Origin of the sequence: Pseudomonas sp. G11-1 (genome assembly GCF_024031555.1) — a bacterium.
Taxonomy (GTDB): domain Bacteria; phylum Pseudomonadota; class Gammaproteobacteria; order Pseudomonadales; family Pseudomonadaceae; genus Halopseudomonas; species Halopseudomonas bauzanensis.
The window spans coordinates 225,873-240,754 of record NZ_QEYQ01000002.1; the positions used below are offsets into that span (position 1 = coordinate 225,873).

General features: G+C 61.1%; 16 protein-coding genes. 5 read left to right on the forward strand and 11 right to left on the reverse strand.

The genetic code is table 11. The features are described from left to right. Nucleotides 1-104: 104 nt before the first annotated feature. From DHB74_RS07195 to DHB74_RS07210, 4 genes are read right to left on the reverse strand one after another with little or no spacing between them, the layout of a single operon-like run. Nucleotides 105-1,412, reverse strand: a complete 1,308-nt coding sequence (locus tag DHB74_RS07195) for a sensor histidine kinase (protein ID WP_499161113.1) — start codon at nucleotides 1,410-1,412, stop codon at nucleotides 105-107. After that, the gene (locus DHB74_RS07200; protein ID WP_036992444.1) at nucleotides 1,409-2,080 is read right to left on the reverse strand and encodes a response regulator transcription factor; all 672 of its coding nucleotides are present in this window, start codon (nucleotides 2,078-2,080) and stop codon (nucleotides 1,409-1,411) included. Before DHB74_RS07200 ends, DHB74_RS07195 begins: the two co-directional genes overlap by 4 nt. Beyond that, on the reverse strand, nucleotides 2,080-2,412 hold the full coding sequence (locus DHB74_RS07205) for a PepSY domain-containing protein (protein ID WP_499161114.1): 333 nt from the start codon (nucleotides 2,410-2,412) through the stop codon (nucleotides 2,080-2,082). The genes DHB74_RS07200 and DHB74_RS07205 overlap by 1 nt, the downstream gene beginning before the upstream one ends. Then, nucleotides 2,405-2,713: a PepSY domain-containing protein gene (locus DHB74_RS07210; protein WP_036992445.1), complete on the reverse strand. Its 309-nt coding sequence runs from the start codon at nucleotides 2,711-2,713 to the stop codon at nucleotides 2,405-2,407. Before DHB74_RS07210 ends, DHB74_RS07205 begins: the two co-directional genes overlap by 8 nt. Before the next feature lie 102 nt (nucleotides 2,714-2,815). On the opposite strand from DHB74_RS07210, the gene DHB74_RS07215 reads away from it, so the two are divergent. Next, the gene (locus DHB74_RS07215; RefSeq protein WP_074779984.1) at nucleotides 2,816-3,895 is read left to right on the forward strand and encodes a patatin-like phospholipase domain-containing protein; all 1,080 of its coding nucleotides are present in this window, start codon (nucleotides 2,816-2,818) and stop codon (nucleotides 3,893-3,895) included. Between the two features lie 101 nt (nucleotides 3,896-3,996). On the opposite strand, the gene DHB74_RS07220 is transcribed toward DHB74_RS07215, so the two are convergent. The 5 genes from DHB74_RS07220 to DHB74_RS07240 form a co-directional block, all read right to left on the reverse strand. Continuing rightward, the gene (locus tag DHB74_RS07220; RefSeq protein WP_036992447.1) at nucleotides 3,997-4,497 is read right to left on the reverse strand and encodes a C40 family peptidase; all 501 of its coding nucleotides are present in this window, start codon (nucleotides 4,495-4,497) and stop codon (nucleotides 3,997-3,999) included. Nucleotides 4,498-4,588: 91 nt separating this feature from the next. Then, nucleotides 4,589-5,263, reverse strand: a complete 675-nt coding sequence (locus tag DHB74_RS07225; protein ID WP_036992451.1) for a DNA-3-methyladenine glycosylase I — start codon at nucleotides 5,261-5,263, stop codon at nucleotides 4,589-4,591. Nucleotides 5,264-5,275: 12 nt separating this feature from the next. Further along, the gene (gene ttcA, locus DHB74_RS07230) at nucleotides 5,276-6,100 is read right to left on the reverse strand and encodes a tRNA 2-thiocytidine(32) synthetase TtcA (RefSeq protein WP_036992618.1); all 825 of its coding nucleotides are present in this window, start codon (nucleotides 6,098-6,100) and stop codon (nucleotides 5,276-5,278) included. Nucleotides 6,101-6,255: 155 nt separating this feature from the next. Continuing rightward, nucleotides 6,256-6,855 (reverse strand): Yip1 family protein, encoded by a 600-nt coding sequence (locus tag DHB74_RS07235; RefSeq protein ID WP_036992452.1) that lies wholly within the window; start codon nucleotides 6,853-6,855, stop codon nucleotides 6,256-6,258. Between the two features lie 141 nt (nucleotides 6,856-6,996). Beyond that, nucleotides 6,997-7,620: a DNA-J related domain-containing protein gene (locus DHB74_RS07240; RefSeq protein WP_074779990.1), complete on the reverse strand. Its 624-nt coding sequence runs from the start codon at nucleotides 7,618-7,620 to the stop codon at nucleotides 6,997-6,999. A gap of 109 nt (nucleotides 7,621-7,729) precedes the next feature. Here DHB74_RS07240 and DHB74_RS07245 point away from each other — a divergent pair, with 109 nt between their 5' ends. After that, on the forward strand, nucleotides 7,730-9,631 hold the full coding sequence (locus tag DHB74_RS07245; protein WP_499161115.1) for a choice-of-anchor I family protein: 1,902 nt from the start codon (nucleotides 7,730-7,732) through the stop codon (nucleotides 9,629-9,631). Nucleotides 9,632-9,637: 6 nt separating this feature from the next. Here DHB74_RS07245 and DHB74_RS07250 read toward each other — a convergent pair whose 3' ends face one another. After that, nucleotides 9,638-10,918, reverse strand: coding sequence for an MFS transporter (locus DHB74_RS07250; protein ID WP_063608031.1), 1,281 nt, complete (start codon nucleotides 10,916-10,918; stop codon nucleotides 9,638-9,640). Nucleotides 10,919-11,054: 136 nt separating this feature from the next. On the opposite strand from DHB74_RS07250, the gene DHB74_RS07255 reads away from it, so the two are divergent. Together DHB74_RS07255 and DHB74_RS07260 are read left to right on the forward strand one after the other, a co-directional pair. Next, a complete protein-coding gene (locus DHB74_RS07255) occupies nucleotides 11,055-11,522 on the forward strand; it encodes a flavodoxin family protein (protein WP_499161116.1) in 468 nt (155 codons plus the stop codon). A 3-nt stretch (nucleotides 11,523-11,525) separates the two neighbouring features. Then, the gene (locus DHB74_RS07260; protein WP_499161117.1) at nucleotides 11,526-12,017 is read left to right on the forward strand and encodes a SprT family zinc-dependent metalloprotease; all 492 of its coding nucleotides are present in this window, start codon (nucleotides 11,526-11,528) and stop codon (nucleotides 12,015-12,017) included. A gap of 6 nt (nucleotides 12,018-12,023) precedes the next feature. On the opposite strand, the gene DHB74_RS07265 is transcribed toward DHB74_RS07260, so the two are convergent. Beyond that, the gene (locus tag DHB74_RS07265) at nucleotides 12,024-12,794 is read right to left on the reverse strand and encodes a spermidine synthase (RefSeq protein ID WP_499161118.1); all 771 of its coding nucleotides are present in this window, start codon (nucleotides 12,792-12,794) and stop codon (nucleotides 12,024-12,026) included. A gap of 235 nt (nucleotides 12,795-13,029) precedes the next feature. Here DHB74_RS07265 and DHB74_RS07270 point away from each other — a divergent pair, with 235 nt between their 5' ends. Continuing rightward, nucleotides 13,030-14,862 (forward strand): ABC transporter ATP-binding protein, encoded by a 1,833-nt coding sequence (locus tag DHB74_RS07270; RefSeq protein WP_280165540.1) that lies wholly within the window; start codon nucleotides 13,030-13,032, stop codon nucleotides 14,860-14,862. The last annotated feature ends 20 nt before the right edge of the window (nucleotides 14,863-14,882 follow it).

The window sequence follows — 14,882 nt, forward strand, 5'->3', positions numbered from 1 at the left end:
TGCTTGCCACGCCGCTGCAGCGCGCAAACCTTGACCGCGGTGGCGGCGACTTGCAGGGCCGATGATGGCCCTGCCGGCCGGCATCGCATTCGCCTGCCGCCAGCTTACCTCCGTGGTCCCGGCAGTCTTACCTGCACCACCAGCCCACCCGATTCGCTGTCCAGCAGTTCCAGCTCACCGCCGTACACTTCCACCAGATCCCCGACGATCGCCAACCCCAGGCCATGGCCGGTGACGCTTTCATCCAGCCGGGTGCCCCGCCGCAATACCCGCTCCCGGTTCGCGGGATCGATACCCGGACCATCGTCCTCTACCCGCAGCAGCAATGCCTCGGCGCTCAGCTCCCAATCCACACGCACCTGGCTGCGGGCCCACTTGCAGGCGTTATCCAGCAGGTTACCCAACAGCTCCAGCATGTCTTCGCGCTCGAAAGGCCATTCCGGTCCCGGATGCGCGGGACTGTCGATGGTCACCCGCTCGCCATGGATCTGCCGCAACGAGTCAATCAACCAGGGCAGGTCCTGAGCAGGATGGAAGCGGGTACCGGCCTGGCTTTCCGGTGCCAGCCGCGAGCGCTGCAGTGCTCGCTCCAGCTGCCGACGGATATCCTCCAGCTGCGCGGCGATGGCCTGCTTGTCGTTGGCTGGCAGCTCCGCCTGACGCACCAGGCTCTCGGTAACCGCCAGCGGGGTCTTCAGCGCATGGCCGAGATCACCGACACCCTTGCGTGAACGCTGGATGATCTGATCTACCTGGGCACCCAGATGATTGATTTCGTGGACCAGCGGCAACAGCTCCTGAGGTACATCATCGCTGAGTTCCAGACGCTGGCCAGTGCGCCACTCTGCCAGTTCCCGGCGGGCGCGATGCAGCGGTAGCAGCGCCCGGCGCAGCAGGCCCTGCTGAATCATCAGGGCGATTACCACCGCCAGCCCACCGAGGCCCCAGATCCACCACCTGGCCCGGCTGAAGGCTTCCAGCAGCGGCTCGTAATCCATGGCCACACTGATGGTCACTGTCTCACCGAGCTTGTTGAAACGCCCCGAGTGCACCAGCAACTGCTGACCTGCCGGCCCGGGGACCAGGGTATTCTGCAACCCCTCTGCGTCCAGCGGCAAACGCTGGTCCCACAGCGAGCGGGAGCGCCAGCGCTCCGTGGTCTGCAATACGAAATAGCGACCCGAGAATGGCCGCTGGTAATCCGGACTGACTCGCTGCAAGTCGAGATACAAGCCGCTCGGTCCCGGAGTAAGTGCTGCCAGCAGCGCATCGGTTTCCCGCTGCAGGTCAGTACCGAGGTAATCACGCAGAGCGCGGTCGAACAACCACACGCTGCCCTGCCCCACCAGCATCACCGTGAGCAACAGGACCAGCAGCAAGCCACCGCCCAACTGACGACCGATGGACCTCAAACCTGTCGCCCCACCAGTACATACCCCTGACCGCGGCGGGTCTCGATGGTCTGCTTGCCCAACTTGCGACGCAGGTGATTGATCAGCACTTCGATCACATTGGAGTCCCGCTCGGCTTCATAATCGTACAAGTGCTCGGCCAACCGCGCCTTGGATACCAACTGACCGGCGTGCAGCATGAAACAGCGCAGCAAGCGGAATTCACTGGCCGACAGTTGCACGGCTTCCAGCCCGGGCCCGGAGACCTGCTGGGTGGTTTCATCCAGGCTCAGGCCGGCCGCGTGCAACTGGTTCTGGGGCTCACGCCCATGGCTACGTCGCAACAATCCCTGGATGCGCAGCAGCAGCTCTTCCGGATGGAAAGGTTTGGTCAGGTAATCATCAGCACCAGCGCGCAGCCCCTCGACCCGCTCGGTCCAGCTACCCCGGGCGGTGAGCACCAGCACCGGCAAGCTCAGGCCCTGACCGCGCCAGGCCTGCAGCACCTCCAGACCACCGCGGCCGGGCAGGCCCAGGTCGAGAATGCACAGGTCGTAGGGCTCCTGTTCACCGAGCAACTGTACATCCCGACCATCGGCTCGCCAATCGACCGCATAACCGGCTTGGCGCAGGCTGGTACAGAGCGTGTCGGCCAGCGCTACATTGTCTTCAGCCAGCAACAGCCGCATCAATCATCCTCGTCCACATCGAGCAGCACACCGGTCACGGCGTCGTACTCCAATTCCAGCACCCGGCGATCCCGGGTGACTATTTCCATCTCGTAGATGTAACGCCCATCATCATGCTCGAGTTCAGCCTCGAGAAAACGCCCCGGATAGCGCTCCAGGGCATCGGCGATCAAGGTCTGCAATGGCAGTATCACCCCACGCTCGGCCAGCTCCAACGCTTCATCATGATCGATATCATCGGCTGCTGCCGGCGAGGTCCATCCGAGCAGCAGACCAAAACACAGCCAGCCGCACAAGGCGGCCGGCTTCAGTGCCAGAAATCGATCAGTCATCTTGTTCGGTTTTGAGGACTTCACCGGTGCTGGCGTCAATATCGATGTCCCAGTCGGTGCCGTCATCGGCGCGGATATCCAGCTTGTAGATATAGCGGCCATATTCATGTTCCAGGTCACGGTCGGTAATCTGACCGGCCTTGACGGACAGAGCCTTTTCTTCCAGGCTGTCCAGCGCTTTGATTTTGCCTTCCTCTACCAGTTTCGCTGCTTCGGCCGAACTCACATCATCATCGGCGAATACCGCAGCCGAACCCAGGCCCAGAAAAGCTGCGCAAGACAGTGCAATAAGTTTTTTCATATCATGTCGCTCCGTTGTTTGAACACAATTGAATAGTAGACCGACAAACTGAATTGAACCTTAAAAATGGCCGAGTCGCACTCGGCCAATGCAGGGATTCGCATGACCGCCATTCATATTTCCGCGCCAGCCCTCACCCTGCGAGCCGGTGAACGAGCGCTGCAGCATATTCGTAACAATGGCCTGCAGCCAACTGACGTGCATTTGATACCCGGCGCAGCGGGGGGCCCCAAAGCGCTGGGCATTCAGGGTCTGGACATGGCCATCTTCGGCGATTGGCTGCCCCGGACACCGCAGCCACGCAGCCTGGTTGGTGCTTCCATCGGCAGTTGGCGATTCGCCAGCGTATGCCTTCCTGACCCGGTCGCCGGCCTGCGCCGCCTGGGCGAGCTGTACACGGCCCAGCGCTTCCCCAAGGGCATCACCGTGGCCGAGATCAGCCGTCGCTGCGCGCACATGCTGGACCAGTTGCTGGACGATCAGGACCAGAGCATTCTCGACAATCCCCATTACCACCTGAATATCGTCGCCGTGAAAAGCCTGCGGCTCCTGCAGCATGATCACCCGTCACGCCTGGGGCTGGGGCTGGGCGGCGTCATTGGCGCCAACCTGCTCGGCCGTCGCCATCTGCGACGCTGGTTCGAGCGCGTCATCCTGCACGACCAACGCCTGCACCCGCCGCTGCCCGAGCTGCAGGACTTCATTACCAGTTACGTATCACTCAACTGCGATAATCTGCGCCCCGCCCTGCTCGCCTCCGGCTCGATCCCCATGGTCATGGAGGCCGTGCGCGATATTCCCGGCGCCAGCCAGGGTGTCTACCGTGACGGCGGCTTGCTGGATTACCACCTGGACCTGCCCTGGCGCGCGCCAGGCGTGGTGCTGTATCCCCATTTTCTGGATCGGGTGGTACCGGGCTGGTTCGACAAGGCGCTGCCCTGGCGGCGAGCCAATGCCGAGCAGATCGGTGACGTACTGCTGGTAGCCCCATCGCCCACCTACCTGGCCCGCCTACCCTATGGCAAACTCCCGGACCGCCGGGACTATCGCCGCTTCGTAGGTGATGACGCAGGACGCGAAAACTACTGGCGCCAGGCAATGGCCAACAGCCAGCGCCTGGGCGACGAGTTTCTCGAACTGGTGGAAAAGGACCGGCTTATCGAGCGAATCCAGCCGCTGTAACGGTTGCTGTCACCATGAGGGCGAAAGGTTGGTTCTGGCTATCGACATCCGAGGCCGGAGCGGGCAGCCCTCCCGCAGACTTCAGGGATATACCTCTCGCCTCAATCCAGCACCCGACGGGCACTGGCATAGGCACGCTGCCAATAGCTGGCATCCAGCTCATCCACCCGCACCCGGCCACCGGTGCTGGGCGCATGCAGAAAACGGCCATCACCGACATAGATACCGGCGTGATCGACTCGCTTGCCACCCGTGGAGAACAGCACCAGATCGCCCGGCCGGAGGGATTTGACCGAGGTGGTGCCGGGCAAGGCGCTCAGCCCAGCGGTGGTACGCGGTAGCGTCAGGCCCGCAGACTCACGATAGACATAGTTGATCAGACCGCTGCAATCGAACCCCGACTCCGGCGAGCTACCACCGTAGCGATAAGGTGTACCCACCAGGCTGAAGGCATGGAACAGCAATTGATCATGGCTGACGGCAGCCGGCGGGGCTGGCGGTGCGCTCGGCACTGCAGCAGAAGGCGCTGGTGTTTGCGGCGCACTGGCGCACCCGGCCAGGACAGCCAATGACAATACCAGCAGCAGATGAATAGCACGCATTACCCGACCTCGCCCGGAACACCGGATAACCTTGCACTGACAAGGACTTGAGGTCAAGTCGCGAGATCCAGGATCAGACTTCGCTTGTAACTCAATGATTCACCGTAAAAGCCAACATCGCCGACAGCTGCCCCAAGGGACGGCCGCTTTCACGGCCCAACTGGTTGAATGCATCCTGCACCAGGGCCAGGTCCCGCTGACTCGTAGCCTTGGCCTGATCCAGCACCCCCATGCCTTTCAACGCAGCCAATACGTCGTCGGTAGTGACAAAGGTATCCTTGCCGACCATCCGCAGAAAGCGCGGCACCGACAACCCGCCAAGCTGGTTGCCGCGCTTGGCCAGCAACCGCCACAGGCCGACGATATCCTCGCTCGGCCAATCGGCGATCAGGTTGCCCATGCTGCCGTATTCCCGGCTCAGATCCAGCACCATCTGGGCATTGCGCGGCACGCTGCGCAGCTTGGCGAGATGGCGGATGATGCGCGTGTCCTGCATCAGGCGTTCGATATGCTCGGCGCTCATCAACACCACCTTGTGCGGATCGAAGCCGAAGAATACCTCCTCAAAGGCCGGCCAGCGCGCATCCACCACGCTGTGCTTGAGACCGGCACGGAATACCCGCAGAGCCATCGCCGAGAGGTAACGGTCATCGCTCAACGCCCGCAGCTCATCAGCAGAACGAGGTGTCGGCAGCCGTGCTTCCAACGCCGCACGGGAACCGAAGCGGTTCAGGCAATATTCTTCAAGCCAGCGGTAATCGCGCATTGGGTATCCCGGTCAGAGGTTCATCAGATCGACGAAACGCGGCGCGGCGCTGGCATCGATCTTCAGGCTGGCGAAATCGAACAGCTTGGCATCGGCCAGTTGCGACGGCTGCACATGCCGCAACGCACGGAAGATATTCTCCACCCGACCGGGTGTTTCCCGGTCCCAGCTCTGCAACATGTCCTTGACCACCTGACGCTGCAGATTCTCCTGCGAGCCGCAGAGGTTGCAGGGAATGATCGGAAACTCGCGCAGCTGGGCATACACTTCGATGTCCTTCTCGCTGCAATAAGCCAGCGGACGAATGACCACATTGCGGCCATCATCGGACCGCAGTTTCGGCGGCATGGCCTTGAGATTGCCGCCATAGAACATGTTCAGAAAGAAGGTCTCGACGATATCGTCACGGTGATGCCCGAGCGCCATCTTGGTCGCGCCGATTTCATCCGCGAAGGTATAGAGGTTGCCCCGGCGCAGGCGCGAACACAGCGAGCAGGTGGTCTTGCCCTCCGGCACCTTTTCCTTGACCACCGAATAGGTGTCACGCTCGAGGATATGGTAGGGAATGCCCAGCTCGTCCAGATACGCCGGCAGTACCTCTTCGGGGAAACCAGGCTGTTTCTGGTCCAGGTTCACCGCGACGATTTCGAACTTGATCGGCGCCACCTTCTGCAGATGCAGCAGCATGTCCAGCAGCGTGTAACTGTCCTTGCCGCCCGACAGGCACACCATGATCTTGTCGCCATCCTCGATCATGTTGTAATCGGTGACTGCTTCGGCAGTCAGGCGCCGCAGGCGTTTCTGCAGCTTGTTCTGGTTGACACTCAGACTGGACATGGCGGGAACCCGGATATCAAAACCCGGCATTTTACCCCGAAACGGGGGGCAGGCAACGGCGCAGGGGGTGGATCAGGGAAATTCCGATGGGAAGTCTGTCAAGCTGAAGCCCTGGCCGCGAGGCGTCTGCAGGACGCCGGCGCGGCCTCACTCACTTATCGAAGATAGATCGGTCCGATCCCCAGCCCCCAGAAGATCACTGCGGTAGCCATCATGCCTACCAGCACCACCAGACCTACCGCCAGGATCGAGCTGGAGAATAGAAAGCCCTCATCCTGCGGAATATCCATGAAGATGGGGATACCCTGATAGAGCAGATATACCGTATAACAGATAGCCGCCGTGCCGACGAACATGGCCAACCACAGGTTCGGGTAGAGCGCCGCGAGACCGGCAAGGAACAGCGGGGTGGCGGTGTAGGCAGCAAAGACCACGCAATCGCTCAAGGTAGGGTTGGAATCATAGGTACGGGACATCCAATGAATGAAGGCCCCCATGACAGCCACCCCGGCGAGCATCGCCAGCCAGGTGAGAAAGGTCATCTGCAGAGCGCTGGCCTGAGTGAGTCTGACCGGCTCAAGAGTACCGATGGTCCAACCGACCTGCGTGGTGCCGATATAAGCGGAAACGGCGGGGATAGCCGCAAGCACCAACACGTGAACCAGGTAGAGCGGTCCGATAACGGTTTCCTCACCCTTGATGGTTCGCCAGGCACGGTCGGGGTTGGTGAAGAGTCCCACTACGTTTTGGATCATGGTCTGACCTCCTGATTATTATTGTCCCGCAGCGCCAGTTTTCTCAGCCCTTGCGGCAGATCGCTGCGACATCCTGTCGCAGCAACCATGCCTTGACTATAGTCAAATCCGCTGGAATTTGAACCCACCGCATTAGAGTGATTAGCGACTTCCCGCTTCGCGGTAATAGCGATTCAGAATTAAGTAAGCCTCGTTGATCTCGCTGCCCCGCTCGACATTGCCGCCCCGGTCGGGATGATGCTGCATCATCAGCCGACGATAACGCTGCTTGATCACGGCTACCCCGTCGTCCCTGGCCACGCCCAATATCTCCCGCGCCCAGTCCAGCTGACACTGCGTTACCGGCTCGCGCTGGCCCCGCCAAAAGTCATCCAGCAGACGGGTCACATCTTCGGCGCTGGTCTCCAGCCATTGGTTCCAATCGAGGTAGTAGCTGCGCAGCGGATCGTTGACCTGTACTCCCGGCCCCCTTACCTGCCGCGGTTGCAAACTGATGCATAGCGCTTCGATCGATAACTCGCGCCGGGAGTCGACCAGCGCGTCGGATAACCGATACAAGCCGTGGAACAGCAGGAAATGCAGCTGGAACAGCTGCAATGGATCGCGCATCGCTCCCGGTACGGCGAACACCGAGTGGGGAAATGCCGTGGCTAGGTGCCGGAGCAATGCGAACTCACCGATACCCTGGGGATTTTCTTCGAGCAGCCAGAGCACCTGCTCATCAAAGTCGGGCGGTAACAGGTCTTGAGCGGTTGGCTTGTTCATACCACCAGTTTAGCCATCATCTGGCCATAAAACAGCCATCTGCCCGCCATGAAAATGCAACAGGGAGTGCGTATGACTATCTGGCCAATTCACTTCACGAGAACGAATAATGAACAGATGGAGCTTGACTGCGATAGCGACAGCCGTGGCCGTCAGCCTTACCGGCTGCCTGGGTAGCGACAGTGACAGTGACCGGGGGGCCGGCGACACCACCCCCAGGATCAGTATCGAACTGAGCAAGCTGGGCAGCTATGCCACCGGTGAGTATGGCCAGAGCGCAGCGGAAATTCCTGCCTTCGATCCGGTCAACCAACGTATATTCATGGTCAACGCCCTATCCGGTGCGGTGGATGTGCTGGATGCCGCCGACCCGGCCAACCCAGCGTATATCACCTCGCTGGTTGCTCAAATCGAGAACGCCACCGTCAACAGCGTAGCCTGGCACGATGGCTTGCTCGCCGTGGCTGTCGAGGCGGCCATCAAGACCGACCTGGGCACCATCGAACTGTACGATGCCACGACCTTGCAGCTGCTGGACAGCCGGCCGGTCGGCGCCCTGCCCGACATGCTTACCTTTACGCCCGATGGCAAGTACGTGTTAGTCGCCAATGAAGGCGAGCCGAATGATGATTACTCGGTCGACCCCGAAGGCTCGATCAGCATCGTTGAGGTGCTCGCTGAGAGCAACCGCTTCGGCAGCGTTCGCACGGCCGGCTTCGAGAGCTTCAATGAACAGCGGCAAGCCCTGCTCGACGCCGGTGTGCGGATCTATGGTCCGGCTGACAATACCCAGGCTTATGGCCATAACAACCTGGCGAGCGTTGCTCGTGACCTGGAGCCGGAGTACATCACCGTTTCCGCTGATAGCAGCACCGCCTGGGTCGCTCTGCAGGAAAACAACGCTTTTGCCAAGCTGGACATCGCCAGCGCCACCGTCACGGATATCCTGCCCCTGGGCTTCAAGGATTATGGCGCGCAAGGCAACGGCATCGATGCCAGCGATGAGGAAGACGGGCTCATTCGCATCGAACCTCGTCCCGGTGTGGTTGGTATGTATCACCCCGACGCAATCAGCAGCTACAGCGTGGACGGCAAGACCTATATCGTTTCGGCTAACGAAGGCGATGCCCGCGCCTGGGGTGAGGACACCGATGAATACTGGGCAGGTGATGCCAGCCTGGGCTTCGTCGAGGAGTTCCGCGTCAAGCATCTGGTGCACAGCGACGGTTTCCGCCGCCGGGCCAATGACGATCTGCCGCCGCAGCTGGCTGCCCTGGCTGACGGTGCCCTGCTCAACCCGGACACCTTCGCCTACTGTGGCGCCACCGCAGCCGCGCCCGGCGCTTGCCGCGCGGATGATGAGCTGGGCCGTCTGAATATCAGCTGGGTGAATGGCTATCGCAAAAATGCCGACGGCAGCCCGATGCTGTTCGATGCCAGCGGCGCAGCAAACCCCGCCGGCAATCTACTGATGTACGATGAGCTGTACTCCTATGGCGCCCGTTCCTTCTCCATCTGGGATGAAAATGGCGAACAGGTGTGGGATTCCGGCGACTTTTTCGAGCAGTTCCTGGCCAACCAGACCGAACATGACTGCCAACTGCGAGCGGCCCGCGATATTCCCTGCGATCTGTACTTCAATACCGGTCACGATGAAGTCGGCACACTCGACAGCCGCAGCGATGCCAAAGGCCCCGAGCCGGAAGGCATTACCGTCGGTCGTATCAACGAGCAGAGCTTCGCTTTCATTGGCCTGGAGCGCATGGGTGGAGTGATGGTGTTCGATATCACCGATCCTACCGCGCCGCAATTTCAGGATTACCTGAATACCCGTGAAGACTGGGAAGCCGATCTGGAAGAATCGCCTGAACTCCTGGCCCAGACCGGTGACCTGGGTCCCGAAGGACTGGTGTTCGTTACCGCCGAGGACTCGCCCAATGGCGAACCCCTGTTGATTGTCGGCAACGAAGTCAGCGGCACCACGGCGATCTACCAGATCAACCGCCGGTAAGCTCGATCAGCGGGCGATGCCATCATCGCCCGCCTCGGTACGCACCGGGCCGGCGGCTTCGTCCGGTTTCTGCTCATCCACCACCATTTCCAGCGCCTCAGGCGAAGTAGTTACCATGCTGACATGGTGGGCGGGCTCCTCGACAATGCGATCGCTGGTGTCACGCCAGCGCAACAGACTGAACAGCGCACTGGCGGCAAACATCACAGCGAAGTACAGCGGCAACATCAGCGTCGAGGTAACACCCATCAGCCAGCCGGCCAAGGCCGGTCCAATCGCCGAACCGACACCCTGCAGCATCAGCAGCCCGGCATTGCCGGACAGCACCTCCTCCTTGTGCAAATGGTCAATCAGGTGTGCGACCACAGTGGGGTAAACCGAGAACGAACCGGCGCCGAAGATTACCGCACCGACCAGCAGCCAGGTGGTGGAACCGCTCAACAACGCCATCAGCAGCCCCCCGACTGCAGCGATACCCGCCACGATCACCAATGCCAGACGCCGGTCGATACGATCCGAGAGCACTCCCATCGGCCACTGAAACAATGCCCCGGCGACGATCACCAGGGACATGAAGGTGGCAATCTGACCGGTATCCATACCGACCCGCCCCGCATAGAGCGCTCCCAACCCCCAGAAGCCCCCCATCGCCAGACCCGATAGTACAGCGCCGGCACAGGCCACCGGGGCTGCCCGCCATAACGCCTTGAGTGACAACGTCGTGGTCTCAAGGATTTCCGGCTGCGGCAGCCGGGTTGCTACTACCGGCATGATCGCGACAATGACGAATAAGGCCGCTATCCCGAACATCAGGTTAGCCAGCGGGTTTTCCATCTGCAACAGTTGCTGGGACAGCGCCAGCGCCCCGAGGTTGACCGCCATATAGACCGCGAATACCCGTCCCCGCCGCTCCTTGGGTGCGCCGGTATTCAGCCAACTCTCGATGGAGGTATACACGCCCACCAGCACCATCCCGGTGATCAGGCGCAGCAGCAGCCAGAACAGCATATCGACATGGATTACATGCAGAATGATGCAAGCCGCTGCTGCCGAGGCGAAGAAGGCGAAGGCGCGGATATGTCCCATGCGGCGGATCAACTTGGGGCATACCCAGGTACCCAGCATGAAGCCGGCGAAATAGGCCGAACCGAACAAACCCAACGCTTGATCTGAAAACCCCTCGGTAGCACCGCGCAGGGGTACCAGGGTATTGAGCAAGCCGGAGCCCATCAGCAACAGGGCAATACCGGCCAGCAGCGCACTGATGGTTGTCACAATCCGCAGCATGCAAGCCTCTGATCTGGTTGGAGTTCATTGAGTCTCCTATCCAACCTATATCAGGATCGGGTATCTCGCCAATCAATGGCCTAAACGTCTACACTGGGCCCCGCATCCAGCCTTACCCTCCGGAAGGAGAAAAACCATGCCCAAAAAATGCCTGCTGGTGGTCGCCCACGCACCATCGGATAACACCCGCAAGCTGGTGGAGGCCGTGCTGCGCGGGGCCGCCAGCCCCGACATCGAGAATGTCGCGACCCGCTGGGTGGCGCCGTTGCTGGCCAGCCCCGAGGATGTGATGCAGGCCGATGCCATCATCCTCGGTACCACGGAAAACCTCGGTTACATGAGCGGCGCCCTGAAAGACTTCTTTGATCGCTGCTACTACCCGGTACTGGAAGAGAAACAGGGGCTGCCCTGCGCACTGTACATCCGCGCCGGCATGGACGGCACCGGCACCCGCCGCGCGGTGGAGAGCATCGTCATCGGCCTGCGCTGGAACTGGGCCCGCGACCCACTGGTGTTGTGCGGCGAGTGGCAAGACAGCTTTGTCGAGGAAGCCGAAGAGTTGGGCCTGTATATGGCCGCGGGCTTGGATAGCGGGATCTTCTAGCATATGGATCAGATACTGCACCGCCTGGAACACTGCTATCAGTTGGCTGAGCAGCGCTTCTCCCGCCCCTTCGAACGCCCCAGCGTCAGCCTCGATCTACGCGGGCAGAAGGCCGGCGTTGCCTACCTGAACCGCAACCTGCTGCGGTTCAACGCGCAGATGTACCGGGAAAACCGTGATGACTTTCTGCTGCAGACCGTTCCCCATGAAGTCGCGCATCTGATCGCCCATGCGCTGTTTGGCGGCGAGATTCGCGCCCATGGCCGGGAGTGGCAAACCTTGATGACCGACCTGTATGGTTTGCCTGCCCGGCGCTGTCATGACTACGCCGTTGCGCGGCGACGCAGCACACGTTATCTCTACCGCTGTGGCTGCCCAGAGGGCATTCCGTTCACGCCCCAGCGCCATGCCCTGGTGCGTCGAGGCCGGCGCTATCAATGCCGACGCTGCGGCGACCTGCTGCACTTTACCGGGCAACAGCGCACGGAAGGCTGAGCTGGCTTAATGATCTCCGGCGCGGGACAGGTCTCGGATGTAGGGAGCAAGCGAGTAGCCCAACTGTGGCTCCAGCCCCGCCGCCCAGGCGCCCAATGCCGACCGGTCCAGCGCCAGCGGCGGATCACCCGCCGCCGGGACGAATAGAATGATATTGCCCTCCTCGACCTGCGCCTGCAGATAGCTGTCGCCAAACAGGTCCCGCAGCATCGCGGCGGCATAAGGCAAGCCGGTTTCGCCCATCTGCCATTGATTGATCACCAGCACGCCGCCGGGCCGCAATGCCCGCTGACAGGCGGCGAAAAAGTCCGCCTGCAGTTGCAGACGCGATAGGCCGCCCTCCATGTACAGGTCGACGCACAGCAGATCGCAACTGGTCGGCGCGGCGGCAATATACTTCTCGGCACAGCCGATGCTGACCTGCAATCGCGGGTCGGCTGAAAGCCTCAGCCACTCCCGCGCCAACGCCAGCACCTCCCCACGCAGCTCGATCACCCGCACCCCGGCGGGGGCAAAATGCCGTACCAAACAATTGGCCAGGGCCCCACCGCCCAACCCCAACAGCGTCATCTGCGGGTTAGATCTGCACCAGAAGGTCCCCAGCAACATTGCCCGGGTATAGTCATATTCCAGCCACGCAGGATCGGCCAGGAAGATGCAACTCTGTTCGGTCTGCTCGCCGAAATAGAGGAAGCGATAGCCTTCCCGGTTCTCGGTGATGCGCAACGTACCGTAATCGTCGCGGCGCTTTTCCAGCAGGGTCTCCTGATCGGTCATCAACAGCATTCCCAAAAACATATTCCACCAGGACATGGATCACCTATGGCCTGAATCATTCCGGCCATTGTGGGGCACGGCACAACAAAAGTCTTGCCGTCGGGCAAGCCCGCTCCCGCAAGGTACGTTTCTCCCGTAGTCGTCAGCATTGACACTCGGCCCTTCCATCACTTGAGCCATGCTCCCCTCTGCGCGCATAATGCCCAGCCTTTGCTGTTTTCAACAGGCTGCTTCCATGTTCCGCTGGTTTGAACAACGTCTCGATCCCTTCCCTGCCGAAGAACCGATCCAACCCCCGCGCCAGCTACTGGCTTTTTGTCTGCACTACACCCGCGGCTCTTGGCCATTTCTGATCATTGCCGCCCTGCTCATGGCGAGCATTGCCATCACCGAAGTCTGGCTGTTCAGCTTCCTCGGCAATATCGTCGACTGGCTATCGAATCAGGACCGCAGCACCTTTCTGCAGAACGAGGGGCTCAAGCTCACCGGCATGTTCCTGGTGGTCATGGCCCTGCTGCCATTGCTGATCCTGGTCAACTCGCTGTTCAGCTATCAGACGCTGATGGGCAATTACCCGATGCGCATCCGCTGGCTGGTGCATCGTTATCTGCTCAGACAGTCGATGGCCTTCTACCAGGACGAATTTGCCGGCCGTATCGCCACCAAGATGATGCAGACGGCGCTGGCGGTACGCGAATGCGTGATCAAGCTGATCGACGTGCTCAACTACGTGGTGGTGTATTTCCTCGGCACCCTGCTGGTGGTCGGGCTGGCCGACTGGCGGCTGATCATCCCCATGCTGGCGTGGCTGGCCGGCTATGCATTGATGATGCGCTACTTCATCCCGCGACTCGGCAAAGTCGCCGAGGCCCAGGCCGATGCACGCTCGGTAATGACCGGCAGCGTGGTCGACAGCTACACCAATATCCAGACGGTGAAGCTGTTCTCCCATGCCCGCCGCGAAGCCACCCACGCCCGCGAAGGCATGACCGGCTTCATGGAAACCGTCTATCGCCAGATGCGGCTGGTTACCCTGGTCAACGTCTCGCTCTACCTGCTCAACGGCATGCTGCTGGCGGGCGTGACCGGACTGGCGCTCTGGCTATGGCTGCAGGGCAGCATCAGCGTCGGCGCCGTGGCGGTGGCCGTGGGTCTGGTGTTGCGTCTGTGGGGCATGTCGCAGTGGATCATGTGGGAAATCTCCGCGCTGTTCGAGAACGTCGGTACCGTGCAGGACGGCATCAACTCCATCTCCCGTCCGCAACTGATCACCGATCAGCCGGATGCCAAGCGCCTGGAAGTCAGCCGGGGCGAGATCCAGTTCGAGCATGTACGGTTTCATTACGGCAAAGGTCATGGGGTGATGGATGACCTGCATCTGCACATCCGTCCCGGCGAGCGGATCGGCCTGGTGGGCCGCTCCGGGGCCGGCAAGTCGACCCTGGTGAATCTGCTGCTGCGCTTCTATGACGCGGAGGGCGGGCGCATTCTCATCGATGGGCAGAATATTGCCGAGGTCAGCCAGGACTCCCTGCGCGAGCATATCGGCATGGTCACCCAGGACACCTCGCTGCTGCACCGTTCGGTACGGGACAACATTCTCTATGGCCGCCCCGACGCCACCGAGGAGATGATGCTGCAGGCCGCGCGCAATGCCCATTCTGACGGCTTCATCCCCGGTTTGAGCGATGCCCGGGGCCGTCGCGGCTATGATGCCCATGTCGGCGAGCGCGGTGTGAAGCTTTCCGGCGGCCAGCGCCAGCGCATCGCCATTGCCCGCGTCATGCTCAAGGATGCGCCCATCCTGATTCTCGACGAAGCCACCTCGGCGCTGGATTCGGAAGTCGAAGCCGCGATCCAGGAAAATCTCAATCAACTGATGCAGGGCAAAACCGTGATCGCCATCGCCCACCGACTATCGACCATCGCCGAAATGGACCGGCTGATTGTCATGGATCAGGGGCGTATCGTCGAAGACGGCAGTCATGCCGAGTTGATCAGCCAGGGCGGACTATATGCCCAGTTATGGGCACGGCAGTCGGGCGGGTTTCTGGGGGAGGATCTGTAGTCACCAGCCTTCCATAGTCC